Source organism: Streptomyces sp. NPDC052701, assembly GCF_040678355.1.
Classification (GTDB): domain Bacteria; phylum Actinomycetota; class Actinomycetes; order Streptomycetales; family Streptomycetaceae; genus Streptomyces.
Genome location: NZ_JBFATO010000004.1, coordinates 138,209 through 165,105 on the forward strand (window position 1 = coordinate 138,209; position 26,897 = coordinate 165,105).

At 69.7% G+C, this 26,897-nt stretch carries 26 protein-coding genes; 22 read left to right on the forward strand and 4 right to left on the reverse strand.

Features of this window, described 5'->3' with window-relative positions:
• Positions 1 to 50 precede the first annotated feature (50 nt).
• The 22 genes from AB0L29_RS07430 (at position 51) to AB0L29_RS07535 (ending at position 21,390) form a co-directional block, all read left to right on the forward strand.
• The gene (locus AB0L29_RS07430) at positions 51 to 485 is read left to right on the forward strand and encodes a hypothetical protein (RefSeq protein ID WP_365824324.1); all 435 of its coding nucleotides are present in this window, start codon (positions 51 to 53) and stop codon (positions 483 to 485) included.
• Between the two features lie 50 nt (positions 486 to 535).
• Entirely contained in the window at positions 536 to 949 is a 414-nt protein-coding gene (locus AB0L29_RS07435; protein WP_365824326.1) for a hypothetical protein, read from the forward strand.
• A gap of 9 nt (positions 950 to 958) precedes the next feature.
• The gene (locus tag AB0L29_RS07440; protein WP_365824328.1) at positions 959 to 5,770 is read left to right on the forward strand and encodes a peptidoglycan DD-metalloendopeptidase family protein; all 4,812 of its coding nucleotides are present in this window, start codon (positions 959 to 961) and stop codon (positions 5,768 to 5,770) included.
• A 3-nt stretch (positions 5,771 to 5,773) separates the two neighbouring features.
• Positions 5,774 to 6,712 carry a phage tail family protein gene (locus AB0L29_RS07445; RefSeq protein ID WP_365824330.1) on the forward strand — a complete coding sequence of 313 codons (939 nt, stop codon included), beginning with the start codon at positions 5,774 to 5,776 and terminating at the stop codon, positions 6,710 to 6,712.
• 9 nt (positions 6,713 to 6,721) lie between these two features.
• Complete coding sequence (locus AB0L29_RS07450) at positions 6,722 to 7,966, forward strand: siphovirus ReqiPepy6 Gp37-like family protein (protein ID WP_365824331.1); 1,245 nt, start codon at positions 6,722 to 6,724, stop codon at positions 7,964 to 7,966.
• 7 nt (positions 7,967 to 7,973) lie between these two features.
• On the forward strand, positions 7,974 to 8,999 hold the full coding sequence (locus AB0L29_RS07455) for a hypothetical protein (RefSeq protein ID WP_365824333.1): 1,026 nt from the start codon (positions 7,974 to 7,976) through the stop codon (positions 8,997 to 8,999).
• Positions 9,000 to 9,066: 67 nt separating this feature from the next.
• Positions 9,067 to 10,377, forward strand: coding sequence for a hypothetical protein (locus AB0L29_RS07460; protein WP_365824335.1), 1,311 nt, complete (start codon positions 9,067 to 9,069; stop codon positions 10,375 to 10,377).
• A gap of 18 nt (positions 10,378 to 10,395) precedes the next feature.
• Positions 10,396 to 12,411: a polysaccharide deacetylase family protein gene (locus tag AB0L29_RS07465; protein ID WP_365824337.1), complete on the forward strand. Its 2,016-nt coding sequence runs from the start codon at positions 10,396 to 10,398 to the stop codon at positions 12,409 to 12,411.
• Between the two features lie 10 nt (positions 12,412 to 12,421).
• Positions 12,422 to 13,798, forward strand: coding sequence for a hypothetical protein (locus tag AB0L29_RS07470; protein ID WP_365824339.1), 1,377 nt, complete (start codon positions 12,422 to 12,424; stop codon positions 13,796 to 13,798).
• A 21-nt stretch (positions 13,799 to 13,819) separates the two neighbouring features.
• Positions 13,820 to 13,981, forward strand: coding sequence for a hypothetical protein (locus AB0L29_RS07475; protein ID WP_365824341.1), 162 nt, complete (start codon positions 13,820 to 13,822; stop codon positions 13,979 to 13,981).
• A 101-nt stretch (positions 13,982 to 14,082) separates the two neighbouring features.
• Positions 14,083 to 15,078 carry a hypothetical protein gene (locus AB0L29_RS07480; protein ID WP_365824343.1) on the forward strand — a complete coding sequence of 332 codons (996 nt, stop codon included), beginning with the start codon at positions 14,083 to 14,085 and terminating at the stop codon, positions 15,076 to 15,078.
• A gap of 95 nt (positions 15,079 to 15,173) precedes the next feature.
• Positions 15,174 to 15,518: a hypothetical protein gene (locus AB0L29_RS07485; RefSeq protein ID WP_365824345.1), complete on the forward strand. Its 345-nt coding sequence runs from the start codon at positions 15,174 to 15,176 to the stop codon at positions 15,516 to 15,518.
• 2 nt (positions 15,519 to 15,520) lie between these two features.
• The gene (locus tag AB0L29_RS07490; protein WP_365824347.1) at positions 15,521 to 15,745 is read left to right on the forward strand and encodes a hypothetical protein; all 225 of its coding nucleotides are present in this window, start codon (positions 15,521 to 15,523) and stop codon (positions 15,743 to 15,745) included.
• Positions 15,746 to 15,760: 15 nt separating this feature from the next.
• Entirely contained in the window at positions 15,761 to 16,081 is a 321-nt protein-coding gene (locus AB0L29_RS07495; protein WP_365824349.1) for a hypothetical protein, read from the forward strand.
• 85 nt (positions 16,082 to 16,166) lie between these two features.
• Positions 16,167 to 16,967 (forward strand): peptidoglycan-binding protein, encoded by an 801-nt coding sequence (locus AB0L29_RS07500; protein ID WP_365824351.1) that lies wholly within the window; start codon positions 16,167 to 16,169, stop codon positions 16,965 to 16,967.
• Between the two features lie 184 nt (positions 16,968 to 17,151).
• The gene (locus AB0L29_RS07505; protein ID WP_365824353.1) at positions 17,152 to 17,394 is read left to right on the forward strand and encodes a hypothetical protein; all 243 of its coding nucleotides are present in this window, start codon (positions 17,152 to 17,154) and stop codon (positions 17,392 to 17,394) included.
• Positions 17,366 to 17,890, forward strand: a complete 525-nt coding sequence (locus AB0L29_RS07510) for a DUF6879 family protein (protein WP_365824355.1) — start codon at positions 17,366 to 17,368, stop codon at positions 17,888 to 17,890. Before AB0L29_RS07505 ends, AB0L29_RS07510 begins: the two co-directional genes overlap by 29 nt.
• Positions 17,891 to 17,900: 10 nt before the next feature.
• Complete coding sequence (locus tag AB0L29_RS07515; RefSeq protein WP_365824357.1) at positions 17,901 to 18,749, forward strand: helix-turn-helix transcriptional regulator; 849 nt, start codon at positions 17,901 to 17,903, stop codon at positions 18,747 to 18,749.
• 156 nt (positions 18,750 to 18,905) lie between these two features.
• Positions 18,906 to 19,325: an ATP-binding protein gene (locus tag AB0L29_RS07520; RefSeq protein WP_365824359.1), complete on the forward strand. Its 420-nt coding sequence runs from the start codon at positions 18,906 to 18,908 to the stop codon at positions 19,323 to 19,325.
• Positions 19,326 to 19,445: 120 nt separating this feature from the next.
• On the forward strand, positions 19,446 to 20,570 hold the full coding sequence (locus AB0L29_RS07525; RefSeq protein ID WP_365824361.1) for an adenosylhomocysteinase: 1,125 nt from the start codon (positions 19,446 to 19,448) through the stop codon (positions 20,568 to 20,570).
• 5 nt (positions 20,571 to 20,575) lie between these two features.
• Entirely contained in the window at positions 20,576 to 21,124 is a 549-nt protein-coding gene (locus AB0L29_RS07530; RefSeq protein ID WP_365824363.1) for an NUDIX hydrolase, read from the forward strand.
• Between the two features lie 83 nt (positions 21,125 to 21,207).
• Positions 21,208 to 21,390: a hypothetical protein gene (locus tag AB0L29_RS07535; protein ID WP_365824365.1), complete on the forward strand. Its 183-nt coding sequence runs from the start codon at positions 21,208 to 21,210 to the stop codon at positions 21,388 to 21,390.
• A 117-nt stretch (positions 21,391 to 21,507) separates the two neighbouring features.
• On the opposite strand, the gene AB0L29_RS07540 is transcribed toward AB0L29_RS07535, so the two are convergent.
• The 4 genes from AB0L29_RS07540 to AB0L29_RS07555 form a co-directional block, all read right to left on the reverse strand.
• Positions 21,508 to 21,870, reverse strand: a complete 363-nt coding sequence (locus AB0L29_RS07540) for a hypothetical protein (protein WP_365824367.1) — start codon at positions 21,868 to 21,870, stop codon at positions 21,508 to 21,510.
• The gene (locus tag AB0L29_RS07545; RefSeq protein ID WP_365824369.1) at positions 21,840 to 24,389 is read right to left on the reverse strand and encodes a ComEC/Rec2 family competence protein; all 2,550 of its coding nucleotides are present in this window, start codon (positions 24,387 to 24,389) and stop codon (positions 21,840 to 21,842) included. Before AB0L29_RS07545 ends, AB0L29_RS07540 begins: the two co-directional genes overlap by 31 nt.
• A gap of 86 nt (positions 24,390 to 24,475) precedes the next feature.
• Positions 24,476 to 25,513: a ComEA family DNA-binding protein gene (locus AB0L29_RS07550; protein WP_365824371.1), complete on the reverse strand. Its 1,038-nt coding sequence runs from the start codon at positions 25,511 to 25,513 to the stop codon at positions 24,476 to 24,478.
• Between the two features lie 486 nt (positions 25,514 to 25,999).
• Positions 26,000 to 26,845, reverse strand: a complete 846-nt coding sequence (locus AB0L29_RS07555; RefSeq protein WP_365824373.1) for a DegV family protein — start codon at positions 26,843 to 26,845, stop codon at positions 26,000 to 26,002.
• Positions 26,846 to 26,897: the final 52 nt, after the last annotated feature.

Here is a 26,897-nt window from a genome sequence, read left to right on the forward strand (position 1 = left end):
GCTCCGCTCACCCCGCACGACGAACCACACCCACCTTCCTGGAGACACCCATGCCCGAGTACCGGGACGACGAGTACGACGAGCCGGAGCGCTTCGACGAGCCGGAGGACGAGGTCGACGACCTCGAACTGGACGACGACTTCAGCGGTGCCGACCTCGCCAAGCGCGAGGCGACCAGGAAGTCGTACCGCTTCCGTGGAGCCACGGGCACCGTGTACACGGTCCCCCACCCGGACCTGTGGCCGACCCGCTCGGAGATCTCTCTCACCCAGGGCGACCTGGCCGCGTGGGCCATGGACGTCTTCGACGGTGACGCCGACCTGGCCCAGTCCTTCCTGGACGAGCCCCGCTACGTCATGCGGCCCGCCATGGAGCGTGTGATCGAGATCCTCAACGAGACCTCGAAGGCGGGGCTGAACCGGGGGGAACGGCGAGCTTCCGCGCGCACGTCGAGGAGTACTCGGACGCGCTCGAAGCGTCGCTGATCTCCGAGTACGGCGCGGAGGGCGACCTCCTCAAGTTCTACCGGGGGGAGATGACCGTCCGGCGGTTGAAGGTCCTGATCGCCGGGCTTCCCTCGCACTCGCCGTACAAGGCGAAACTCAGGGGCATCACGGACGGCCAGCGCTGGGGCGACGAGACGTACCTCCTCGCCTACATCGCCGACATGCTCCAGGCCATCTACGGCGTGTCGTACGTCGGTGTCACGAACAAGCAGCCGCCGCAGATGACGCCGTATCCCCGCCCTGAGGCGGATCAGCGGGAGACGGCCGAGGAGGCCGAGGCCAACGCCAGGGCCGAGGACTACCTCGAACTGCTGTCGAGCGGAGCCCTGGAGGGCCAGCAGGTGCCCGGACAGATCAGCGGCACCGCAGCTCCGGGCCAGGTCCCCCGCAGCCTTCCCCGCGCCGAGCAGCCTCCGCAGGAAGCACGGCCACCAACTGAATAGGGGGCGGTCGTGACCACTCCTGTCGGCACTGTCTCCCTCCGGGTCTCTCCGGACGTCAGCCGCTTCGGGCAGGAGCTGTCCCAGCGCCTGCGGGCGAGCGGTGTCACGTCGGTGGCCGTCCCGATCGAGATCGACCGCGCCTCGGTCGCCCGTTTCCGGGCCGACGTGGCGAACCTGACCCGTCCGGTGACCCTGCCGGTGCTGGTCCAGCTCGAACGGACGGCCCAGGCGCAGTACCGCGCCCAGCTCGCCGCCCTGCTGCGGGACCAGCAGGTCAACGTCAACGTCAGCCTCCAGGGCGACCAGGAGGCCCAGGCCCGTCTGGCCCGCCTGGCAGAGGACCGCAGGGCGAACATCCGGGTCGACGTCGACCGTGGAGCGGCCAGCACGATCGACCGCATCACCTCGGCGGCCGGCTCAGCCCTCGGGATGGTCGGGAACCTCGGCTCCCGGCTCGCCATGCTCGGCTCCGCCGCTCCCCTGATCGGTGCGGTCGTCAACGTGGTGGCCGCCATCGCTCCGGCTGCTGCCGTGGCCCTCCCGGCCATCGCTGCCCTGGGCTCCGTCATCGGGGCCATCCGGCTCGGCACGGCGGGGCTCGGGGAGGCCTTCAAGGAGGCGTTCAACCCGGCGGCCTCAGCGGCTTCTGGAGCGGCCTCCGCCACCCGTCAGGTCGAGCAGGCCCAGCGGTCCCTGGCGGACGCCCAGCGGTCCGTCCAGGACGCCAAGCGCGGTGTCGCGGACGCTGAGCGGGCCGTTGGCGACGCCCAGCGTCGTGCGGCCGAGGAGGTGGCCCAGGCCCAGAAGGCGGTCCTGGACGCCGAGCGGGACCTGGCGGATGCCCAGCGCGACGCGAAGAGGGCCCAGGAGGACCTGACCGAGGCCCGTCGGGACGCCTCGCGCGAGCTGGAGGACATGAGGCTCCGGCTCTCGGGCGCCAAGCTCGACGAGAAGGAGGCCGTACTCCGGGTCAAGGAGGCCCAGGAGGAGCTGAACAAGACCCTCCTGGACCCGCGATCGAGCGAGATCGACCGGGAGCGTGCTCGTCTCCGTCTGGCCGAGGCCCAGCAAGGGCTGAAGGAACAGCAGGTCGAGACCCGGCGGCTCCAGAAGGACACCGAGGCCGCGAACAAGGCCGGTGTCGAGGGCTCCGACAGGGTCTTGGCGGCCAAGGAACGGCTCGCCGAGGCCAACCAGAACGTCACCGACAAGGCTCAGGGCGTCAGGGACGCCGAGGCCGCGGTGGCCAAGGCTCAGGCCGACGGTGCCCGTCAGGTCGCCGACGCCCAGCGGGGTGTCGCCGACGCCCAGCGCCGGGTGCAGGACGCCCAAAGGGGGGTAGCCGACGCAGCTCGGGCCCTGGCGGACGCCCAGGCCAACTCTGCGGCACAGACGGCCAAGCTCACGGAGAACTTCTCCAAGCTCAGCCCGAACGCCCAGTCGTTCGTCAACGCGGTCAAGGGTCTGAAGCCCTCCTGGGACTCCATGCAGCTCGGGGTCCAGGACCGCCTGCTCGCCGGGATAGGCGGCCGGCTCACGGATGTGGGCTCCCGGGTCATCCCGATCCTGCGGGGCGGCCTGGAGGGCACTGCGGGCGTCCTGAACCGGATGGCCCAAGGCGCCCTGACGGCCGTCGACAACCTGGCCCGTACGGGGATGCTCAAGCAGATCTTCGACGGGGCCACCAAGTCCCTTTCGCCGCTGAGCCGGATCCCGGGCCAGTTCGTCACCGCCTTCGGCCAGGTGGCCGTCGCGGCCCAGCCCGCCTTCCAGCGCATCACGGAGGGCGCGGCCGGCGCGGCGGACAAGGTCTTCGACAAGCTCACCAAGGCGTTCGAGTCGGGCGCCATGGAGCAGGCCATCGACCAGGCGGTCACCCTGCTCGGCGACCTGATGGACGTCGCGGGGAACGTCTTTTCGATCCTCGGCGACATCTTCATGGCCGGGGAGGACACCGGCGGAGGGACCATCCAGGTCCTGAAGGAGATCACCGGGGCCATCTCGGAGATCACCTCAAGCCCCGAGGTCCAGGCCGGGCTGAAGGCGCTCTTCTCGGTGATGGGGACGCTCGCCACCACGGTGGCGCCGCTCCTCGGCACGGCCCTGAAGTTCATCGGTCAGATCTTCGAGCAGCTCGGTCCCCCGATCGAGACGATCGTGGTGGCCCTGGGCGACGCCCTGAAGCCCGTGATCGACGCTCTGGGCCCGGTCCTCGTGATCGTCGCTGAGCTCCTCGGCCAGGTCCTGGAGGCCGTCGCACCCCTGATCCCTGTGATCGGGGACCTGATCGCCCTGGCGCTGGAGCCGCTGAAGCCCATCGTCCAGGTGGTGGGCCGGCTGATCGAGGCCATAGCCCCGGTCGTGGTCATCCTGGCCGACGCACTGAGCCAGATCCTGACCCCGATCCTGGAGATCGTCGGCGACATCCTGGTGGAGATCGCCGAGACGGCAGCGACTCAGTTCCTGGCGATCCTGGAGCAGTTGCTCCCGGTCATCCCGGAGCTGATCCCGCCCCTGCTGGGGATCACCCAGTCCCTGGGTGACCTGCTGCTGGCCATCGCGCCGCTGCTGCCGCAGCTCCTCATGCTGGGCACGCAGCTCCTCCTGGTGCTGCTCCCGGCGATCCTGCCGCTCCTGCCGCCGATCCTCCAGCTCGTCGACCTCCTGGTGAAGCTGGCCGTCTGGACGATCAAGGAGACCGTCCTCCCGGCCATCCAGGGCCTGATCGATTTCGTGAAGGACATGGGGCGCAAGCTCCAGCCCTTCATCGACGCGGTCAAGCACGTCACCGAGTGGATCGCCGAAAAGTTCCAGTGGCTCTACGACAAGCTGGTCGGCGGGGACTCGATCATCCCGGGCCTGATCAGAAAGATCCGGGAATGGTTCGACACCGGCAAGCGGTGGATCAAGAACATCTGGGACGCCGTCTGGGAGAACACGATCGGGCGCGCCACTTCCGCCGCTCGCATCGTGGGCGACAAGGTGGCGGGCTTCGCCCGCGGGATCCGGGACCGGTTCAACGACGCCAAGCGCTGGACCACTGAGAAGTGGAACAGCCTCTGGTCCGGTGTTTCCGGGACCGTCACCTCGATGCGCAAGACCATCGAGGGCAAGGTCGCCGACTTCAAGAACGCGGTGGTCGGCTTCTTCTCGAAGGCGGTCAGCGGGGTCAAGACGGCCTGGGACAAGCTCCAGGACGTCGCCAAGAAGCCCGTGAAGTTCTTGATCCAGACGGTCTTCAACGAAGGCCTCCGCAAGGTCTGGAACAACACGGCGGCCAAGCTCCCGGGCATCGGCACGATCAGCGAGATGAAGCTCCCCAAGGGCTTCGCCTCGGGTGGCGTGCTCCCCGGCTACACGCCGGGACGGGACGTCCACCGGTTCGTCTCCCCCACGGGCGGCGTGCTGGACCTCTCCGGCGGCGAGGCCATCATGCGGCCCGAGGTCACCAAGGTGATGGGCCGCAGCGGGGTCAATGCTCTCAACGCCGCTGCCCGCCAGGGCGGCGTCGCGGGAGTTCAGGCCCTGCTGGCCAACGGCCTGCCGCACCGCGCCTTCTGGGGCGGCGGCATCTGGGACACGATCACCGACAACCCCGTCACGAACGCCGTGAAGGGCGCCGTCGGCAAGGGCGGCGATCTGCTGGGGAAGGGCGTCGACTGGGCTCGGGGCGGCGTGGCCGACCTGGCCGAGAAGGCGCTGAAGACCCTGCTCGGGGTCAAGTCCCTGACGGTCGACACCAAGAATCAGATCTGGTCCAAGCTCGTCGGCAACATCCCCGTGGTGCTGGCGGACAAGATCGTCGACTTCATCCGGGGCAAGGAGGCCGAGACCGGGGGCGGAGGCTCCTGGATCAAGCCCGTCAACGCCGCCTACGGCACGAAGTTCGGCGTCAAGGGCCACATGTGGTCCTCCGGGTATCACACGGGCCTGGACTTCCCGGCGGCCGTCGGTACGGCCATCAAGGCCGTGGCCGCAGGCCGGGTCTCCTCCCTCAGCCGGACGGGCCCGTACGGCAACCACCTCACCGTGGACCACGGCGGCGGCCTCACGTCGCTGTACGCCCACATGTCCGAGATCATCGCCAAGGCGAAGGACACGGTCGCGGCCGGCTCGCTGCTCGGCCGGGTGGGCGCCACCGGCAACACCACCGGCCCGCACCTCCACCTGGAGGCCCGGGTCAACGGCAAGCCGGTGGACCCGATGCCGTACCTCACCGGGGGCGGCAGTGCCCTGAACACACCCGGCTCGGGCGTCCAGCGGTGGGCCGGGGTGGTCCGTCAGGCCCTGGGCCTAGTCGGCCAGCCCTCGTCCCTGGTGCAGACGACCTTGCGCCGGATGAACCAGGAAAGCGGCGGCAATCCGCGGGCGGTCAACAAGTGGGACGCCAACTGGAAGGCTGGCCACCCCAGCGTCGGCCTCATGCAGGTCATCGGGCCCACCTTCCGGGCCTATGCGGGGCGCTTCAAGAACAAGGGACCGTTCCTCTACGGGACCTCGATCGACCCGCTCGCCAACGTCTACTCCTCCATGCGGTACGCCTTGGCGGCCTACGGGTCGCTCTCGAAGGCGTACAACCGCCCTGGCGGATACGACAACGGCGGATGGCTGCCGCCGGGGATCACCCCGGTGGTCAACGAGACCGGAGTCCCCGAGGCGATCCTCAACCCCGCTCAGTGGGACGCCATGATCACGCTCGCCGAGAAGGTGAAGCGCGATCAGGCAAGCGGCCACCAGATCACGGTGATCAACCCTCCGCAGCCCACCGGCGAGAAGCAGGTGGCGGACGTGCTGTACCGCATGGAACTGCTGGGGAGGTGACCGATGCCTCTGCTCGTCGGCGGCTCGAACACCCTCCCCACCGGCCCCTCCGTACGGGACGTCCGGGCCACCACGGTGACCTGGACGTCCTCCTCGGGGCGGATCACGTCGCTGTCCGACTTCGACGACCCGACCTCCGGTGCCTTCGTCATGCCTGGCGTGGCGGGCACCGGGCTGCCGGACTACGCCTTCTACTCGGACCAGTCCCCGGCCTTCGACGGCTCGATGGTCCGTGGGGTGCGAGCCGGCCAGCGCCAGATCACCATCCCCCTGCACCTGTGGGGGCCGGACAGGCCCTCGTGCCTGGCCCGCTTCCACCGGCTGGTGCAGGACCTCAACCCGGCGTTCGGGCCCGGGACGCTGGCCTTCACGGAGGCCGACGGCTCGACCCGGCGCATCTCGGCGTACTACTCGGACGGCCTCACCGTCCAGGACGACGACGACAGGACCGGTCGCCACTGGATGACGGCGGTCCTGACCTTCGTCGCCCCTTCGCCGTACTTTCTCGGCGAGGACAAGACGGTGACCTTCCACGTCGGTGGCGGCGCGAGCACGTTCCTGCCGATCCTGCCGTGGAGGGTCAAGGACTCCCAGGTCCTCGGCTCCGTGAAGGTCATCAACCTCGGTGAGGTCCCCACCTACCCGGTGTGGACGATCCGGGGCCCGGCCACGGCCGCGACGATCACGAACGTCACGACGGGCGAGAGCTTCGTCCTGACGCGGTCCATGACGTCCTCGGACACGGCCGTCATCGACACTCGCGAGGGCGTCAAGAGCGCCCTTCTGAACGGCTCGACCAATCTCTGGCCCAACCTGAACTCCACGGCCGTCCTGTGGCCGCTCAGCCCTGGCGAGAACAGCCTCAGCCTGACCGTCACGGGCGCCACGGAGGACAGCTCGGTCCAGCTCTCGTACACGTCCCGCTACCTCACCGCGTACTGAGGGGGTGGCGTGTACAGCCCGCTCGACCTCCAGGTGTACATCCGCAACTCCGGCCACCAGATCATCGGCCAGCTCGACGATTTCACCCAGGTCCAGTTGGTCATGCGGTACAACGCCGTCTCCAACTGGATCCTGAACATCTCGGCGACCGACCGGAACGCGGCCCTCCTGGCGCCCGGCTCGAATCCGAACGGCGGGCTGATCTTCAAGCTGTACGGGACCACTCTGCTCTCGGGCCCGATCCACGCCTTCGGGTACGCCACGAACGAGGACGGCACCCGGAAGCTCACCGCGGCGGGCCCGGACGACACCCAGTACCTGGCCAACGCGCTGGTCTGGCCCGACCCGGCCCACGCGATCGATTCCCAGGCCACGGCGTACTACGCGGTGACCAACTCGGCCTCGTCCACCGAGACCCTGATGAAGAACCTGGTCAACCTGAACCTGGGGCCCGGGGCCCTCACGGAGCGCCGCAAGAGCGGACTCACCGTGGAGCCCTCCGGCAACCGGGGCAAGACCGGGCAGTCCTTCAAGTACCGCTTCGAGACGGTCCTGGAGGCCCTCACCGAGATCGCGCGAGGAGCTCCGATCGGGAGCCCGCCGGGGTACCTCGGCTTCCGCATCCGGCAGAAGGACGCCTCCGCCGGGATCGAGTTCCAGGTCTACTCGACGACGAACCGCAGGGACACCGCGACCTTCTCCGAGGGCCGGGGCAACCTCGTCTCGTCCTCGTACCAGGTCACGGCACCCACCATGACGTACGCGGTCCTGGGGGCCGGACGGTCGGCCGTGGACGGTGCGACGAACGCGGCCGTCGTCGCCAAGGAACTGTTCGGCTACACCCGCGTCGACACCCAGCCCGTCTTCCCCGGGTACCGGGTGGAGGGCTTCGTGGACGTCGGCGAGATCGACCCCACGGCGGCCGACGCGCAGGCCCAGCTCGACGAGAAGGGCCAGGACGCCCTGTACACGGGCGCCACCTCCGTCAGCGTCTCGATGGATCCGCAGGACACGAACCAGCTGACCTTCGGCAAGGACTACTTCCTGGGTGACCAGGTCACGGTCGTCGTGCCGTACGCCGGAGTGGTCCAGGAGCAGGTCCGCGAGGCGGAGCTGACCTTCGACGCCACCGGCGGCCTCACCACCGAGATCACCGTAGGCACCGAGGCCACCACCTCCCACAAGACCTCCGGCGCCACGAAGCGGCTGAACACGCTCGCCGACATGATCAAGAAGCTCAACACCCGAAAGTGAGGTCGGTGTGGCCTTCACCTCCTTCCCCTTCAGCTCCTCGCCGCTGTCCACCGAGGCCCAGTACGCCCTGACGGCCAGCCGCTGGGGCAATGACGGGGTCCACACCGACGACCTCACGAGCACCGCGCTGAAGGTCACGGCGAACGGCACGAGCAGCGTCTCCATCGCGGCCGGCTCCGGCTTCGTGAACGGCGCGACCGTCATCAACGACGGCCCGTACTCGCTCCCGGTGGTCTCCAATTCCGGCGGTTCCTCGGCCCGGAAGGACCTCGTGGTCCTGCGGTACGACGCCTCGGCGGACGCCATCACCCCCATGTACAAGACCGGCGGCGCGAACGCCCCGAGCCTCACCAACAGCCCCGAGACGGGCGTGGTGGAGATCCCGCTCGCCGAGTGCACCGTGGCCGCCGGAGCCTCCGTGGTGGCCTCCGGAGCCGTCGTGGACCGCCGCTGGGGAGTCGGCCGCCCGGTCGCCTACGGGACGCCTGGAGCCCGCCGGCCGTCCCGCAAGGGCCAGCTCCTGGTGGAGGGCAACGACATCTACCTGGGCGACGGCACCGCGTGGAACTACGTGGGGACCGCAGGGTCCCAAGCGTGGAGCACGTACACCCCGGTCTGGACTGCCGGATCGACCACGATCAACTGGGGCTCCGGCTCCCAGAACGTCGGCCGCTACAAGCTCTTCGGCAAGACCTGCCACGTGAAGATCCAGATCATCCCGACGGGCAACCCGCCCGCGTACGACGACCCGATCCAGGTGACCCTTCCCTTCGCCGCACAGAGCATCATGCGCGAGGTCTTCAACGTCTGGTTCACCTCGGACAACGGTGAAGGCTCGGCCGTCGGCGCGGCGGTCATCTTCCCCACCGAGGGCACGTCCAGGATCTCCCGCATCCGGTTCCCGCTCAGCTCCGGGACCTCCGGCACGCCGGGCGCCGAGACGATCAACTCGGTGAACCTGCTCACCAACGAGCCCTTCAACATCCGCAACGGAGACTGCATCACGATCTCCGGCACATACGAGCTGGCCTGACCACCTCCGACGACGCACCCCCGAGGCGCTGCCTGCGGGGGCTTTTTCATGATCGAAAGGCAGCACGATGAGTCGACACCTCTTCGGGCTCTCGGCCGCCGACCTGGCCATGGAGAAGGTCGGGGACGAGGTCCGGCTCCGGGCCGGGGCCGTCGGCACGGTCTGGGACTCCCTGGTGGGCGGCACGCAGATCACCGATCTGACCGACCTCAGCGGCAACGCGATCACCCAGATCACCGCCGACACCGACGCGGCCGTGGGCTTCTACGGCCCCGATGGCGTCAGCACGGTCTACGCGGACTTCGGGTACTCCCGGCGGTTCCTGATGATGGCCGTCGACCTCGGCGACCAGATCGACGACCTGGGCCTGAACAAGCTCGACCTCACCGGCGGCACGATGCTGGGGCCGATCATCACGTCCGGCGTCCCCTCCGCTGCGGGCGAGGCCGTGAACAAGGCGTACACGGACGCCCAGGTCTCCTCCGGGGACGCGGCCACCCTGACCTCGGCCAAGGCCTACACGGACTCCCAGGCGGCCCTGAAGGTCTCCAAGGCGGGCGACACCATGACGGGGCCACTGACCCTGCCGGGGAACCCCACGAGCCCTCTGCACGCCGCGACGAAGCAGTACGTGGACTCGCTCGGAGGCGGCGGGGGCGGGGCCGTCGCCTCGGTCAACAGCCAGACGGGCGTCGTGAACCTGACGGCTGCGAACGTCGGAGCTCTCGCCACCACAGCCCGCGGTGCTGCCAACGGCGTGGCCTCGCTGGACGCGGGCACCAAGGTGCCGATGGCCCAGATCCCCGACCTGACGGCCTCCTACCTGGCCTTCGAGGACCAGTGGGGCAACCAGTGGGGACCGGCCGACCAGGGCCTGAAGGCCTGGAGCTACGACCCCTCGCTGGCGGGCTTCGCCTCGGCGCCCGTAGGCGGCTCGGTGTACCTGATCCGGGTCAAGCTGCGGAAGGCCGCCACGATCTCGAAGATCGTGATGATGACGGTGGCCGCCGGCTCGGGGCTCACCGCCAACCAGAACTACGCCGGGCTGTACACCGCGAGCGGCACCCGGGTGGGCGTCACGGCCAACCAGTCCAGCGCCTGGACCACGGCGAACAACACGCTCTCGATGAACCTGACCTCGTCCTACAGCGCGGCGGCCGGGGACTACTACGTGGCCTTCGTCTCCAACGGCTCGACCCGGCCCGGCTTCGTCTGCGCCACGACCCTCGGCGCCACGAGGACCCCGGGCAACGCCAACCTCTCCTCCGGCGGCTACCGGTACTGCATCGGCGCCACGGGCCAGACCTCGCTGCCCAGCAGCATCAGCATCGCCTCAGCCACCCCGGACGCCAATGCGTACTGGGTCGGCCTGGCCTGATCCGAAGGGAGCTGCCTCGTGGCGCTGCCCGCCAACTACACGACGGTGACGGTCTTCGGCCGGTACATCGACTTCACGGGCGCCCCCATGCAGGGCACCGTGACGTTCACTCCGAGCCAGAAGTACGTCACCAACCCGAGCGCGGACGTCCTGATCTTCTCGGCTCCGCTCGTGGCCACACTGGACGAGACCGGGTACTTCGAGATCGAGATCCCCGCGACCGACGACCCGGACGTCACCCCGCAGGGCTTCACCTGGACGGTCACCGAATCGTTCAACCGGAGGGCGGGACGGTCCTTCTCGATCGCGGTCCCCCAGGACACCCCGGAGCCGGGCATCGACCTGGTGACCGTGGGACCGGTCTTCCCGGCGGACGACATCAAGCCCACCGTCACCTCGGTAGACGGGGAGACCGGGACGGTCTCCCTGGAGGGCAAGTACGCCCCGCTGGACGAGGACGGCAAGATCCCGGCCGAGGCCATCCCCCCGATCTCCGCCGGGGTCGCCTCGGTCAACGGAGCTTCCGGTGTGGTCTCCCTGGGCGCTGACGACGTGGGGGCGCTGCCGATCACGGGCGGCACGATGCAGGGCCCCCTGGCCCTCCACGAGAACCCCACGGACCCGATGGAGGCCAGCACCAAGGCGTACGTCGACTCGGCTGTCAGCGGGCTTCTAAGCGTTTCCGGCGGAACCGTGACGGGCAACTTGGAGGTTGCTGGCCGGCTCACCACGGGTGGGCGTCCACTGCCTTTGATCGTGCCCTCCGGACGGCGCCCGGCGTACCGCAAGGCGACCTGGTCACAGCAGTTCCAGACCGGACACGGCTGGGCAGTCGGCGGAGGCGGGACGGCCAGCTCGAACGCCAACGACGGCACGGAGTTCGTACGGGGCACCCAGTCCGTCCGAGTGACCACGGCGGCGAATGGCGTCCAGTCCCAGGTCCGCAAGCTCGCCGGGACCGCCATCGACATGACCGGCAAGATGATCCGGATCGTCCTGAAGGTCGACGACGTCACCCACCTGAACCGCTTCGAGTTCCTGGTGGGCACCAGCAGCCTGGCGAACTACTACCGGTGGACCGTCCACACGCACAGCGCCTCGAACCCGAACTACGTCCAGTCCGGTGAGTGGGTCACGATCCACCTGAACTGGGCAGACGTGACCGCTGCGGGCGGTACGTACTCCATCAGCGCCAGCGGCATCCCGAATATCCGTTCCGGCTTCACGGACATGCAGTTCAATTGCTATGACGACGCGGCCGGAGCGGTGACGTACCGCCTCCAGGCCATTGAGCTGGTCCCGGACACCTCGGAGACCTTCCCCAACGGCGTTGTCTCGATCACCTTCGACGACTCGTACGCCTCGGTCTTCAGCCTGGCCAAGCCGAAGATGGACGCCCTCGGCTTCCAGGGCACGATGTTCAACATCGCCGAGGCCATCGGTTCCGGGCCCTCGTACCTCACGGTTCCCCAGATGCGGATCATGCAGGACTACTCCGGGTGGGAGCAGGGAGGCCACGCCTACGGCACGGCGGCCCATGCGGCCCGGTACACCACACTGACCGAGCAGGCTGTGGACGACGACTTCCGCAAGCTCCGCTCATGGATGGTCTCCAACGGCTTCACCTCGGAGCACTTCGCTTACCCCGGCGGGCAGTTCGGCAAGACGACGGACGGCGTCCCGGTGGACCAGATCGCGGCCCGGTACTTCACCACGGCTCGCTCGATCATCTCGGAGACCGTGGAGTCCTTCACCCCTGCCATGCCCCACCGCCTGAAGGCCGTCACCGGCATCAACGACGCCTTGGGCATCGGCGGAGTCACCGTCTCGTCCCTGACTGCCACGGGCGGCAAGCTCGACCGCTGCCTGAACAACGGGGACTGGTTGATCCTCTGCCTCCACAAGATCGTCACCGGGACGCCGACCGACTCCACAGAGATCGGCCAGGCGGGCTTCAACACGCTCATGGACGCGATCAACTCGCGCGGAATCCCCGTGGTCACGGTCTCCGAGGCCATGCGCTACTACACGTGAGGAGGGCGCGATGACCCTCCGGGACATCGACCTGAAGTACTCCGGCGGAGCCCTGAAGACCAGCAAGGCGCTGGTCACCGGCGGCCCGCTGACGGTGAACCAGACGAACAGCACCGCCAGCCTGCCCCTGGGCCGGGCGGGAGCGCTGAACACCGGGATCAACATCGCCTCCTCGTTCGCGGGCGGCGAGGACAACGGATCAGGCACGGACACCACCGGCCGGCTCAACCTGTACTCGTACCAGCGGGCCCAGAACGGCTCCTTCGGCGAGACGATCCGGCACTTCCTGATGCGCTCCGACTCCAAGGCGATGATCGCCTGGTACGGCCCCAAGGCCGGGTACAACGAGACCACCGAGGAGCCGGACGAGTCACAGGGCTGGAGTCCCTGGTGGTGGATCGGCGCGCACTGGGAGGCCAACGACAACGCCTCGATCCATGGCCACGGCTCCATCGAGGTCCCCGACTTGAGTGGTGCGCTCCAGACTCGTCTGGAGGTCCCGTTCATCGACCAGACGAACCCTCCGGCACCCGGCCAACCCATCGGCGTGGCCACCACGAACATCCGCACGAACCTCGCGGACTTCACCGTCAGGGCCTCCACGGGTGTCCTGCGGATCGGTGCGAGCAACGCCTACAACAAGGACATCCTGCTGTCCGCCAGCTCGGACCGGGACCCTGCGGGCGAGCGGTGGAAGATCCGCGCGAACAACGACACGGAGACTGGCAGCGGCAACGCGGGCACAAACTTCGAGATCCGGCGGCATGCCGACAACGGCAACGTCATCGAGACGGCCCTGTCCATCGAGCGCTCCACGGGCAACGTGGCCCTTGGGGGCTCTGCCGTCAGCTCGCCCGCTCGGCTCCTGCTCACGCCGCCGGCCAACAAGCACGGTGTGGCCGTTGTCCCGCCTGCCAGCCAGGGGAACAACTCGGCCTACGCGGCGGTCACCACCGCCACCACGGACCGAGTTCTGGACGTCCGGGTCTCCGGAGACGCCAACGCCCGCGTGGTCGTGTACACGGATGGCAAGCACGAGTGGGGCGACGGCACAAACTCCCGTGACGTCAACCTCTACCGGGGCTCCGCCGACGTCCTCCAGACCGACGACTCCCTGGTGGTCGGCGGCGCTCTCCGGGTTCCGACGGTCCAAGGCTCGGTGGCCTCCGGCGGCACCCTGACGCTCCGCTCCACGGCGCACGCCACCAAGGGCACGATCAACATCGGCGCCTCCCAGTGGAACGATGGCACGAACGTCCTGCTGCTGGGCAACACCACGGCGGCCCCGTCCTCCAACCCCACCGGTGGCGGCTACCTGTACGTCGAAGCCGGGGCCCTGAAGTACCGCGGCTCGTCCGGCACCGTCACCACCATCGCCCCGGCCTGATCCGCACCCCTGGAGCACGTCATGCAGATGACCCCTGAGCAGCTCTTGGAGGAGTACCGGGACACCGTCCTGGAGCTTCACCTCACCCGGCGCCGCCTGGCCGCTCTGGAGGCCGAGAACGCCTCCCTGAGGGCCCAGCTCGCGCCCAAGCCCGACGAGCCGGCCAGCTCCCCCGAGAGCTGACCTCAAGCCCCCGGCCCCGGGAGTTCCTGGGTGTGGTTCGCCCTGGGGCCGGGTCTCTCAAATTGATCGCCCTGTACTACAGGGGCGGTTACCGTCGCTCTATGAGTGATCCGCTGTCGCACGAAAGCCTGCTTGAAGGGGCGAGGAAGTTCGCACTCAGTGCCTGGCATGCACACAATCGTCACACTCAAGATCTCGAACTCTTCGTGCTCCACGCCGGCGTAAGCATCGAGCGGCTGGCCAAGGCAGCGCTTTCGAAGAGGAACCGTGTCCTCCTGATGGAGACGAACGCGAAGGAGGACATGCTCCTCCACTTCGTCGGTGTAGGCCCAGCGCTCAACACGCGAATCCGCACCATCAGCGCCTCCGTGGCGATCGGTCGCCTCCGGAAGCTGGGGGTCTTGCGACAGAAGGACGCCGACCTGGACGAACTGATCGAGTTGCGGAACGGCGTAGCCCATCTACATGCCGAAGCGGCTAAGAAGTTCGATCCAGTGGTCACTTTCGCGCGCACATCCGAGGAGCTTCTAAAGGATCTGGGGGTAACCCCAGCGGACTACTGGGGTCGCATGCAGTCCCTCGCCACCATCGCACTGAGCGAGGCGCAGAGCGAGCTGGAGCGATCCGTCCGGCTCCGGATTCGGGCGGCGAAGGAGCGCTTCGAGGAGAAGTTCCACGGGATGCCAGGGAAACCGCTCAGGTCTTACCGCGCGACGGCGCTGCCTCCGAAGCCACGCTTTCAACGAGACGTCGAAGGCCTGCACGTCTCACGGCCAGCCGAATGCCCTGCATGTGAGTGCCCGTCCGAAGTACTCACGACAATGGTCATGACACTTGAGACCGAATCTCACGTGAGGTTCGAGGCTCACACCTTCGCTTGCCAGCACTGCGGCCTCCAGCTCAAGGGACGGGAGGAGTTTCAGGCGGTGGGCATTAAACGCTTGTTCTCGCTGGAAATGAGCAGCGAGGACGTCGAAGCGTTGGGCCGCCTGATGCAGACTGACCCAGAGTTGGGACTGTCCGACCTCGAAGCTGGGGTCCTGGCCGCGTCACTCAATGCCCGCTTCGCCACAAACTTCGTCCACGTAACGGACTGACCCATCCCATCCCAAGCCCCGGCTCCTAGCCGGGGCTTTCGCATGCCCCCACCGCGCACGGATCTTCCTGCGCACACCCACGCAAGGAGAGCCCCGTGGTCCCTGACCTGATCAGAGTCCTGGCCGCAGCCGAGGAGGCGGGCGGAGGCCCCGATATCGGCAAGATCCTTGGCCAGTTCGCCCAGTACGGCGTCGTCGGGCTGGTCGTCGTCCTGTTGATCCTCGGCGTGATCGTGCCGAAGTACGTGATGACCGCGCTCACGGCCGACCGGGACAAGTGGCGTGAGGCGTTTGAGAAGGAGCGCGAGGCGCATCAGCTCACCAGGGAGCAGCTCGCCAAGGCCGAAGAGCGCGGGGACGTCGCGGTCGAGCAGGGCAGGACACTGACCGCGCTGCTCCAAGGACTCGGACACCAGCCCGACCTTCCCAGGAGCGCTTGACTATGTGGCCCTTCACCCGACAGACGCAGGTGTCTCCCGAGGCGGAGACCGCGAAGAGGGCCGCCGAGAAGTCCCTCCAGGAAGCGCTGGCCCACCACCCCGAGGTGGAGGCCAAGCTCACCGAGAGCCGCCGGGTGAAGGAGCAGCTCAAGGCCCATAACCGCGCCAACCAGTACAGCGACTGGATCGAGGGCATCGTCCTCGGCCGGCTCCACGGCGACGCCTGACGCAAGGAGGTCCCCGTGCTCTACACCCTGACCCTGTACGCCCTGCTGGGCGTGGGCCTGGCGGCCTCGATCGGCTTCCTTGTCCTCCACCGGCCCCGGCGCTTCTTCCGCACCGTGGAGATCAACGCCTCCTGGTGGGTCATCATCGTGGCCCTCTGGTACGCGCGGTCCCTGATTCTCGTGGGAATCCGCGGTGCCTCTCCCAGCGGCCCCTGGTGGGACGTCGCCCTCTCCCTCGGCCTCCTGGCGGCCATCGACGGCCTCCTCCTGGTCCGGTTCTTCTCGTACCTCCGGTACCGCCGGGACCACCCTGAGGACCCGCCCACGGCCTCCTGAGCCGTCCCCCAACCAGCCCCCTCCGGGCAACGCCTCACGGCACCGGAGGGGGCCTCTTCATGCCCGCACACCCCGAGGAACACCCATGAAGCTCGTCACCAGAGCCCAGCTCGGATGGCCCGCCTCTGCCGCTCCGGCCCAGGCGAAGACCGACGGCGTGAAGGTCCACTACGAGGGGACGGCCGTCTCCGAGGACCTGCTCACCGATCACGCCCTGTGCATCGCCGAGTGGAAGGCCATACGGAAGTCCCACCTGGCCAACAAGACCGAGAAGTACTCCGACGTGGCGTACAACTACGCCGCCTGCCCACACGGGTACCTCCTGGAGGGCCGGGGCATCGGCAAGCGCACCGGGGCCAACGGCAACCAGGCTCTGAACCAGGCCCACTACGCGATCGTGGCCCTGCTCGGCTCCTCGGGGCTCACCGAGCCCACGGACGCCATGCTGCACGCCATCCGGGACGGCATCGAACTGCTGCGCAAGCACGGCGCCGGAACCGAGATCAAGGGCCATCGCGACGGGTACGCCACCACCTGTCCCGGCGACGCCCTGTACGCCTGGGTCCAGAAGGGCGCTCCCCGTCCCGGGGGGACGCAGCCGGCCAACCCCCCGGCGAAGCAGTACGAGCCCTACCCCGGCGCCACCTTCTTCATGAAGGGCTCCCGCCCCGCCCTGGGGAAGTCCTCTCCCATCTTCACCGCCATGGGCAAGCGCCTCGTGGCCGTCGGCTGCGGGAAGTACAAGGTCGGTCCGGGCCCGGTGCTCGGTCAGGCGGACGTCGACTCGTACGAGGCGTTCCAAAGATCACTCGGGTTCACCGGATCGAGTGCCAAGTGGCCTCCCGGCCCTACCTCGTGGGCAAAGCTGAAGGTCCCGAAGGTCTGATTCTCGTACTCTGCTCCTGGTGCCTCTCTGGCAGGAGCCACAGATCGCCCCCGATCTCCCGCGCGGAGGTCGGGGGCGTTTTTCGTTTGGCGAGGTTTTGGTACAGGCGTGCGGTGTTGACCATGGCGACTCGATGGGTGACGGTCGTAGAAGTCTGTAGAAGCCAGAGGAATGGGGGAGATCCGTGACGCTACGGTTCATCGCGAAGGACCCGAACACCAACGGCGACAATTGCCCGACCGTGTGGGTGGACGAGGAGACGAAGGACCTGGTCATCCAGGGATGGAAGGCGGACGGTGAGACGGAGCGGGAGTGCCTGAAGACCGGGAACATCCCCGACACCGAAGCGGTCGTCCGGCTGCCTGCCCGCATGATGGCCGCGATCAGGGAGGCGTGTGATGTCGCAGACGGTTCCTCCGTTCGCTGACCTGCTGGCCCGCTGCCGTCATAGTGCGGTCCACCTGGAGACTCGCGACGTCTACGGCGTTCCGGAGGAGGACGAGGACTTCGCGGCCTGGCGAGCCGGCCACCGGCACACCCCGGAGAACCGGGAACAGTGGTGGAACTCCTTCCACTCCTGCGTCGCCGAAGCCGTGAGCCGGGGTGTCCATGTCCGCCGTGCCCGCATCGTCTCCGAGCCGCTGTCCGAGTACGTGCGCTACGAGTACTCCTGCACGTTCCAGAACGTGATGGCGGGCGAGGACGTCCGCTGGCTTCCACGCCGTCTGGCCTCCGACCTGCTGATCCCCGGCAACGACCTCTGGCTGTTCGACAACGACCTGATCCGGTTTGGCCTGTTCTCCGGCGACGGGGCCTTCGTCGAGCACACGCTCTGCGACGATCCTGACGTGATCAAGAACGTGTCCGAGGCGTTCGAGAACGTCTGGAGCCGCGCCATCCCGCACGACCGCTACACCGTTTGAGTCACGAGGCATGACCGAGTCGCCAACAGTCGCCGTTCAAGCTGCCCGACGCCAGCTTGCCACCCGTCTGCGGGAGATCCGCACGGAGGCGGGGCTGACGGCCACGGAGCTTGCCCGGCGGCTGGACTGGTACCCCTCGAAGGTCTCCCGCATCGAGAACGCCCGGACTCCCCCGGCGATAGCGGACATCAGGGCCTGGTGCGCGGCGTGCGGGGCCGACCGCGCCGTGGACGACCTGGTGGCCTCCGCCCAGTCCGCCGACTCCATGTACATGGAGTGGCGCCGCCTTCAGCGCACCGGACTGCGACACCTCCAGGAGTCCCGTGTCGAGCTGTACGAGCACACGCGCCTGTTTCGGGTGTACTGCTCCACCGTCATCCCCGGACTGCTCCAGACGCCCGCGTACGCCACTGCGCTCCTGGAGTCGATCGCGCGCTTCCACAACACACCGAACGACGTTGAGGAGGCTGTGGAGGCCCGGATGCAGCGGTCCCGGGTGCTCTTCACCGCGGGGAACCGCTTCTCGGTACTGGTGGAGGAGTCCGTGCTCCGGTACCGCATCGGCGATGCCGAGACGATGGCCGGGCAACTGGGCTATCTGCTCACGCTGATGTCCCTGCCCTCCGTCAGCCTCGGCGTGATCCCCTTCTCGGCACAACGTCCGATGTGGCCCTTGGAGACCTTCAACGTCTTCGACGACGCCCGGGTCCATGTGGAACTGCTCTCGGCAGCGGTCAAGATCACGGCCCCGAGTGAGGTGGAACAGTACGTCAGGGCCTCCCAGATGCTGAGCCGTTCAGCCGTCTACGGCAGTCGTGCCCGTGACCTGATCACTGCGGCCATCACCCATCTCGGGTAGAGAGCATAGAAAACCATAGAAACTCGTTGAGGCCCGTCTGACGCCTTTCCTACGGTCTCTGCCAACCGACTTGTTCCCGGAGAATCCCGCCGCCCAGGCCGCCCCGTGACGCAAAGTCGGCGATTTCCTGACCGTTCGACGGCGAACGAGGTTCAGATGATCCTGCCAGCGAAGCCGCGCCACACCGGGCATCCCGGATACTCCGAGACCCTCCCGGGTCTGGAGGAGAGCGCCGAGGCCGCCCGCAAGCTCGTACGGACGGCTCTGGCTGCCTGGTACCTGGAGGAGCTGACGGACACCGCGCTACTGCTCGTCTCGGAGCTGGTGGCCAACGCGGTCAAGCACACGAACAGCCGTGTGATCCGGGTGGTCATCACCCGGCCCAGTGAGCGGTTCGTACGCATCGGTGTGGTCGACAAGGCCCGGGTGATGCCCGAGCTGGCCAGGCCGGGAGACGATCTCCTCGCGAGCGGCCGGGGGCTCCTCCTGGTCGATGCTCTTGCCGAGCGCTGGGGGACCGACCTGTTCCGCTGGGGCAAGCAAGTCTGGGCAGAGCTGGTCTGCGAGCCGGCCTGATGACCGAGCAGAAGCCCCCGTGGGTCGGCGACCAGGTCCATGACGCCGACCCTCTTGCCGACGAGGGGGACCTCCTCCCTCCTGACCAGGCCACCGGATGGCCGTAGAGAGGAGCGACAGATGGAGTCATTCGAGCGCGCCAAGCTGGATGCGCACTTCGCCAAGATCGTCTCCCAGTTCCCCACCGACCGGAGGGTCTCTTCCTTCCTGGTCACCCACCTGCTCCCCGAACGCCCGAGCTTTGTGCGTGCCGTGGCCTTGATGAGCGACCTCCGCGCGGTGCTGCCTAAGCCGAAGTCGGTCACGGCCGCCGCCCTGCGCGAGACCGAGCAGATCGCCCCGTGCGACACCCTCTCCCGCGAACTGTTCCGCGACCCAGACTCCGCGCTGGAGTACTTCGAAGCCCGAGCCGCCGGTGAGGACGTCGTCCTCCTGGATGTCGGCGGCTACTTCGCCTCTTCCCTGAACGAGGTCTGCGAGCGGTTCTCCGGCCGGATCGTCGGCGTGGTGGAGGACACCGAGAACGGGCACCGCCGCTACGAGGGCCTGAGCAAGATCCCCTGCCCGGTCGTCTCCGTGGCGCGCTCGCCGCTGAAGGACCCCGAGGACTTTCTCGTCGGGCAGTCCGTCGTCTTCTCCACCGAGGCCCTGATGAGGGGAAGAGGGGACATCCTCCACGGCCGCCCGGCCCTGGTCATCGGATTCGGGAAGCTCGGCTCGTCCATCGCGCGCCTGCTACACGCCAAGGGCGTCCAAGTCACGGTCTACGACATCGACCCCGTACGGCGCACCCAGGCCCTCTCCCAGGGCTTCGCCGTCGCCCGGGACCGTCACGACGCCCTGGCCCACTCCGGTCTGGTGCTGTGCGCCACCGGCGCCCTGTCCCTGCGGGGCGAGGACTTCCCGCACCTGCGCAACGGCGCCTACGTCGCCACGGTCACCTCATCCGAGGACGAGCTGGAACTGGCCGGGCTGCCGGAGGTGTACCACCGCGCCCAGGCTGGGGAGGGCGTCACCCGCTACCAGACCACCGGGCACTTCTTCTATCTCCTTAACGGGGGCAACGCCGTCAACTTCCTGCACGGCGCCTCCGTGGGGCCTTTCATCTTCCTGGTGCAGGCCGAGATCCTCGCCGGTATCAGAATGCTCACCCGCGCCGACCTCGAAGTCGGCATGCACGAGGTCGACGCATCCGACCGAGCCGCCATCGCGGCGACCTGGCTCTCCTACTTCAACAACAGGTGATCTCCATGCCCATCCCACGCGCCCACATCCGCTCCGTCCTGGACGCCTACCTCAACGAGCACCCGGAGGAGAAGGAGGACCTGGCCGTCGCCCTGACGCTCCTAAAGGACGGGGCCGACCTGACCAGCCGCAAGGAGTTCCGCGGCCACGCCACCGCCGGGGCCGTCCTGGTCGACCCCCACGGCCGGGTTCTCCACATCCACCACCGCGCCCTGAACAAGTGGCTCCTGCCCGGCGGCCACCTGGAGGAGTGCGACGATTCCCTCCAGGACGCCGCGCTGCGCGAGCTGACCGAGGAGACCAGCATCCAGGCCGACTCCGTGGCCGTGGCCCGCATCCTGCCCGTCCACATCGACATCCACCCGATCCCGGCCAACGACGCCAGGGGAGAGCCCGACCACCAGCACATCGACTTCCGGTTTGTCTTCCGCACCACGGCCGGTGACGTCTCCCTCCAGGAGGAAGAGGTCACCGACTTCGCCTGGCGTGAGATCGACGAGATCTCCGACGACACCCTCCGTCGGCGGGTCCGGGCGATCCTGGCGCCCCGCTGACCTCCCTCAGACCGCCCCGGACAATCGGCGACTCTCCCGCCCCGGTCGTCCGGGGCTTCGGTCTTCAGCATTGAGGAGTAGCCGTGGACAGCACCGCGTTCCCCTGGCTGAGCGCCCTCACGGACGAGGAGGCCTACGAGTTCCTGGATCAGGTGATCAGGGCCGCTCAGGACGCCGGGACCCACACCGCGTTCCTCCACGCGCTGGACGTCCTCGTGGCCCAGCACGCCCCCACCCCCACACTCCCTCACGGGGTCATGCCGTAGAGGCTCCCCCGTCCCCCGTGAGGTGAAGAGGCGCCCCGGCTCTCCTTCGGGAGGGTCGGGGCGCCACATGCTGAGAACGCGCAGCCCACGGCCGCACAGCCGTCTTGCCGCTCTGCCTCAGTCGTCGAAGTCGCCTTCTACGACGATATCGCCGCGCTCATCCAGCCACTGCCGCCTCCACTCGCCCTTCTCGATGTCAAAGTAGAAGTCGTCCTCGGTCAAGTGCTCCTCTTCAGGAGCGGCATCCGGGCGGGTGTAACGGGGGTCCACATCCCGCTGCCAGCGGTACGACCAGTCGATCTCGCTGGTGATCTGCCGGATGCTGTCGGACGGCAACACCTTTCGCGCCTCACGGATCGCCGCGTCAACGGCGACCTCGTACGCTTCATGCGCCCGCTTGTAGCGGACCGTCGACCCTTCGGTGGCGAGGTCGAAGTCGATGGTGATCTTCAGATGCTTCGGTACAGGCTTCTGCGCCATGGTCCCTCCCCTTGAGAACATGCAAGAGCGCCAGTATCGGTCCGGTAGGGGATCACCCACTGCGGAACGGGCGGAAAACCCTCAAGTGGATACGTTCGAGTGAACCCGTGGTGGGCGACCTTGAGCACGTCCACGCCGGCCAGCAGCGCCGCCATGGGCGATCTCGCCAGCGCCTGCTGGGACGGGGGTTCGAGGTCGCCGAGCAGCAGCAGGCGCAGCCCGGCCGAGCGGACCAGCATGCTGACACTGGCGTCGTTCGGCCCCTCCGGCCCGGCGTCCGGCCCCGGGCGGGGCGGCGGCCACACCACCTGCCAGGACAGCTCCCCGGTGCGCCGCTGTTCCCCGGCGACGGCCCGTGTCACACGGACGTGCCGGGCCGCCGCCTCCCTCCGCACGAACTCGGCCTGGTCCGCCGGCTCCTCGAGCCCCGTCGTCTCGATCGCGCCGACCTCGCGTCCGCGCAGCACACCGGGCAGCCCCGCCACGTGGTCGGCGTGGAAGTGGGTCAGTACGACGAGCGGGACACGGGTGATGCCGAGGGAGCGCAGGCAGTGGTCCACCAGCGCCGGGTCGGGGCCGGCGTCCACGACCACGCCGGTGTCCTCGCCCGCCGCGAGCACCATCGCGTCGCCCTGCCCCACGTCGCACATCACCAGCCGCCAGCCAGGCGGCGGCCAGCCCGTGATCACCCGGGTCAGCGGCGGCGGCCGCACGACCACCAGCATCAGCAGCACCGCGCAGGCGGCACACCACCAGGGACGCCTCAGCAGCAGCCGCCCGGCCGGCAGCACGAGGAGGATGACGGCGGCCAGCAGGGCCGCCCCGGCCCAACTGCCCGGCCAGTCCACGCCCGCGCCGGGCAGCGCCGCCCCGGCACGGGCGATGCCCGCGATCCATCCGGCGGGCCAACTCGCGCACCACGCCAGCGCCTCGGCCACCGGCAGCGCCGCGGGTGCGGCGGCCAGCGCCGCGAAGCCCAGCACCGTCGCCGGCGCGACCGCGAACTCCACGAGCAGATTGCACGGCACCGCCACCAGGCTCACCCGTGCCGACAGCACGGCGACGACCGGCGCGCACAGGGCCTGCGCGGCGGCCGCGGCGGCCAGCGCCTCGGCCGCCCGCGGCGGTACCCCGCGCCGTCGCAGGCCCGCGCTCCAGCGCGGCGCGAGCGTGAGCAGGGCGCCGGTGGCGACGACGGACAGCAGGAAGCCGTAGCTCCGGGACAGCCACGGGTCGTACAGCACCAGCAGCAGCACGGCCGTCGCGAGCGCCGGGACCAGCGATCTGCGGCGCCCGGTCGCGAGCGCGAGCAGCACGACGGCTCCGCAGGCCGCGGCCCGCAGCACGCTCGGGTCCGGCCGGCACACGACGACGAAGCCCAGGGTGAGCGCACCGCCGAGGACGGCCGTCGTGCGCAGGGAGATGCCGAGGCGGGGTGCGAGGCCGCGTCGCTCCGCGTGCTGCGCCAGGCCGGGAGGGCCCAGGAGCAGCGCGAGGATGATCGTCAGGTTGCTTCCGGAGACGGCCAGTGTGTGGGCGAGGTCGGTCTCCTTGAAGGCCTCGTCCAGCTCGGGAGTGATCCGCGAGGTGTCCCCCACCACCAGCCCCGGCAGCAGCGCCCGCGCGTCCGCGGGCAGGGGGTCGGTCGCCTCCCGCAGTCCGGCGCGCAACCGGCCCGCGAACCGCTGCGCCCCCGAGGGCTCACCCACCACCTCCGGCGCCGCCCGGCCCCGCACCCGCAGGACGGCCGCGACCCGGTCGCCCCCCACCAGCGCGGGCGCCAACCGGCCGCTGACCCGCAGCCGCGTGGAGGGCAGCAGCCCCAGCCAGGGTGACGGCCTCCGCCCCTCGGCGGAGGGGTGTGCCCCACTCGGCGCGCCGTCGGCGGACCGGCCGGCCGTGCGCATGTCGATGATCATCAGCACCGGCGTCCGGGTCCGTACGGTGCTCCCGTCCGCCTCCCGGACCCGCCGCACCTCGGCCTCGACCAGTACGGCGGTCGGGGCCATGTGATCGCCCCTGACCTTGGGCCGGGTCAACCGGGGGTCGGCGGTGACCTCGACCTCCGCGGTCACCGCCGCGTGCTGACGCGCCAGCCCGGGCACGGGGCCCCTGCGCAGATCCGCACCGTGCAGACCGGCCGAGCCGGCGGCCGCCGCGACGCAGAGCAGCACGGCCGCGCCTGCGGCACACGGCCACACGCGGATCCGATCCGGACCGCACCCGGGTCCTGCCTCCCCATCCGGACCGCACCCGGATCCGGCTTCCTGATCCGGACCGCACCCGGGTGCGGTCTCCCGCGCCGGGCGGCCCTGTGCACGGCGGTGCCGCAGCGACAGGAGGGCGCCGGCCGCCACCAGACAGACCGCCACGACGCCCACGACCCGGCCGGGGGACGCGTCGAGCATCAGCGCTGCCGTCGCCCAGGCCGCCAGCGCGGGCGGCACGAGCCGGAGGTCCGTCGGCCCCTCCTTCCCCGGACGAGCGGCCCCGGGCCGCTTCCCGGACGCGGCGTGCACCGGTCGCCTGGCGGTGGGCCCCCTGCGACCGGCGGCGGCCCCCGGCCCACGGGGCGCCTCCCGGCGAGGCGCCGCAGGTCGGTGCCTCATGGCCGTACCAGGTCACGCAGGTCGGAGAAGCGGCGGTCGCCGATGCCGTTGACCTCACGCAACTCCTCCACCGAGCGGAAGCCGCCGTGCCGCGTGCGGTAGTCGACGATGTGCTGCGCCAGCACGGGGCCGACGCCCGGCAGGGTGTCGAGCTGCTCCGGGGTGGCCGTGTTGAGGGAGACCGGGGCCGCGGGTCCGGCTCCCGCCGCCGCTCCGGCCGGTCCCCCGGCGGCCGGACCGCCCGCACCCGTCCCCGTGGCGGAAGCCGGGGCGCCGACGACGACCTGCTCACCGTCCACGAGGAAGCGGGCGCGGTTCAGGCCGTCGATGTCCGTACCGGGCCGCACCCCACCCGCCGCGCGCAGTGCGTCCGCGACCCGTGAACCGGCGGGCAGGCGGTGGATCCCCGGGTCACGCACCTTGCCGCTGACGTCCACCACGATCTCGGGTCCGGCCGTGCCCGGCGCCCGTGCCGCATCGGCCGCGGCGCCCGGCCCGTGCTCCGCCGCGCGCCGCCCGCTCGGTCCGTCCTCCCCGTGGGGCGTTGCCGCGCGCACCGTCTCGGGTGCCCGCACGGGCTGGGTCCGGCCGGTCCAGAAGTGCTGCACGGCGAAACCGGCGGCCACGACGAGCACCACGGCGAGGGCCAGCACGCTCCGAGGTTCCAGGCCGCACCTGGCCTGCAACCACACCGGCATCCGTTCCCGCAGCGCCATCCCGGCCCGTTCCCTCCAGGCCCCCGCCGGCACCGGGGCGGTCCCGGAATCCGCCCCGGCATCCACCCCGACCGCCGTCTCGGCGGGCACCGCATCCGGCGCTGCGACCGGGCCGCCCACCGACCGGGCCGTCCCGCCGCGGGCGCCCCCGACGCCCGTCCCGGTCCTCGCCTCGACGGGCACCTCCGGCTCCACATCCGGCTCCGCCACCGGGCCGCCGGCCGACCGGGCCACCCCTTCCCCGGCACCCCCGGCACGCCCTCCCCTTCCGGGCGGTCCGGCACCGGACTCCCGCCACCGCACGGCCCGTTCAGCCACCGTTCCGGCCTGCTCGGGGCCTTCACCGGCCCTCTCAGGGCCCTCCCCGGCGCTCTCGGAACCTTCCTTGGCCGGCTCGGCGCCCTCCCTGGCCCGATCGGCCCATTCCCCAGCCGGATCGACGCGCTCCCCGCTCCGATCGCCCCGTTCGGCGAAGAGTGTCTCGGCACGCCGTCGGAGTTCTTCCGCCGACGCGTGACGGTGCCGTGCGCGAGCGCGGACGGGATGCGGGTGATGGCGGACGCGGCCGTCGGACGCGGGTGCGCGGCCCGGGCCGCTCGTCGCGGTCGCTGTGCGTGAACGTGATCGAAGTGCCATGCGCCGAGGATGCGCCGCCTCGGCCCCTTCGCGATGATCTTGGTCAATTCCCGGGGAGAACCCCCCGGTTGTGGAAAACTCCGCCACCCACACGAGTGACGCAAGCCCTCGAGGGAGGCCTCAGCACGTCACCGAGCCACCACATCAGCGAGTCACCACGTCACGGCGTCACCGCCCCGAGACCACGACCGCCAGCAGCCCAGGCCCCGTGTGCGCCCCGATCACCGCCCCGACCTCGCTGACGTGCAGTTCGGTCAGCCCGGACACCCGCGCCCGCAACCGGTCCGCGAGGGCCGACGCCCGGTCCGGGGCGGCGAGATGGTGGACGGCGATGTCGACCTGGGCACCGCCCGCACGGTCGGCCGCGATCTCCTCCAGGCGGGCGATCGCCTTGGACGCCGTCCGCACCTTCTCCAGGGGTTCGATACGGCCACCGGCCAGCTGCAGCAGCGGTTTGACGGCGAGCGCGGAGCCGAGCAGCGCCTGCGCGGCGCCGATACGGCCGCCCCGGCGCAGGTAGTCGAGGGTGTCGACGTAGAAGTAGGCGGACGTGTCCGCGGCCCGCTTCTCCGCAGCCGTGACGGCGTCGTCCACCGTGCCGCCGCCCTCGGCCGCCTCCGCCGCGGCGACCGCGCAGAATCCGAGCGCCATCGCGATCATGCCAGTGTCCACCACCCGCACCGGCACCGGCGCCTCGCGCGCCGCGACGACCGCGGCGTCGTAGGTGCCCGACAGCTCGGCGGAGAGGTGGAGGGAGACGATGCCGGTGGCGCCGGACTCGGCGACCTTGCGGTAGGTCTCCGCGAACACTTCGGGACCGGGCCGCGAGGTGGTCACCGCACGCCGCTTCTGCAAAGCCTGCGCCAGGGCGCGGGTCGAGATCTCGGTGCCCTCCTCCAGCGCGCGATCGCCGAGGACCACGGTCAGGGGCACCGCGGTGATGCCGTGGCGCTCCATCGTCCGGGCCGGCAGGTAGGCCGTTGAATCGGTAACGATCGCGACATGGCGGGACATGAGCTGGAGGTTACCTGCCGTAGCGCCCGCGCGGCAGTCCGGCCCGCTCCGG

Bases quoted from the DNA above. Each gene is read 5' to 3' on its own strand.
- AB0L29_RS07555 (WP_365824373.1), bottom strand. From the start codon at position 26,845: ATGTCCCGCCATGTCGCGATCGTTACCGATTCAACGGCCTACCTGCCG.
- AB0L29_RS07500 (WP_365824351.1), top strand. From the start codon at position 16,167: ATGAAGCTCGTCACCAGAGCCCAGCTCGGATGGCCCGCCTCTGCCGCT.
- AB0L29_RS07515 (WP_365824357.1), top strand. From the start codon at position 17,901: ATGACCGAGTCGCCAACAGTCGCCGTTCAAGCTGCCCGACGCCAGCTT.
- AB0L29_RS07445 (WP_365824330.1), top strand. From the start codon at position 5,774: ATGCCTCTGCTCGTCGGCGGCTCGAACACCCTCCCCACCGGCCCCTCC.
- AB0L29_RS07520 (WP_365824359.1), top strand. From the start codon at position 18,906: ATGATCCTGCCAGCGAAGCCGCGCCACACCGGGCATCCCGGATACTCC.
- AB0L29_RS07540 (WP_365824367.1), bottom strand. From the start codon at position 21,870: ATGGCGCAGAAGCCTGTACCGAAGCATCTGAAGATCACCATCGACTTC.
- AB0L29_RS07525 (WP_365824361.1), top strand. From the start codon at position 19,446: ATGGAGTCATTCGAGCGCGCCAAGCTGGATGCGCACTTCGCCAAGATC.
- AB0L29_RS07460 (WP_365824335.1), top strand. From the start codon at position 9,067: ATGAGTCGACACCTCTTCGGGCTCTCGGCCGCCGACCTGGCCATGGAG.
- AB0L29_RS07430 (WP_365824324.1), top strand. From the start codon at position 51: ATGCCCGAGTACCGGGACGACGAGTACGACGAGCCGGAGCGCTTCGAC.
- AB0L29_RS07530 (WP_365824363.1), top strand. From the start codon at position 20,576: ATGCCCATCCCACGCGCCCACATCCGCTCCGTCCTGGACGCCTACCTC.
- AB0L29_RS07470 (WP_365824339.1), top strand. From the start codon at position 12,422: ATGACCCTCCGGGACATCGACCTGAAGTACTCCGGCGGAGCCCTGAAG.
- AB0L29_RS07435 (WP_365824326.1), top strand. From the start codon at position 536: ATGACCGTCCGGCGGTTGAAGGTCCTGATCGCCGGGCTTCCCTCGCAC.
- AB0L29_RS07475 (WP_365824341.1), top strand. From the start codon at position 13,820: ATGCAGATGACCCCTGAGCAGCTCTTGGAGGAGTACCGGGACACCGTC.
- AB0L29_RS07510 (WP_365824355.1), top strand. From the start codon at position 17,366: ATGTCGCAGACGGTTCCTCCGTTCGCTGACCTGCTGGCCCGCTGCCGT.
- AB0L29_RS07490 (WP_365824347.1), top strand. From the start codon at position 15,521: ATGTGGCCCTTCACCCGACAGACGCAGGTGTCTCCCGAGGCGGAGACC.
- AB0L29_RS07480 (WP_365824343.1), top strand. From the start codon at position 14,083: ATGAGTGATCCGCTGTCGCACGAAAGCCTGCTTGAAGGGGCGAGGAAG.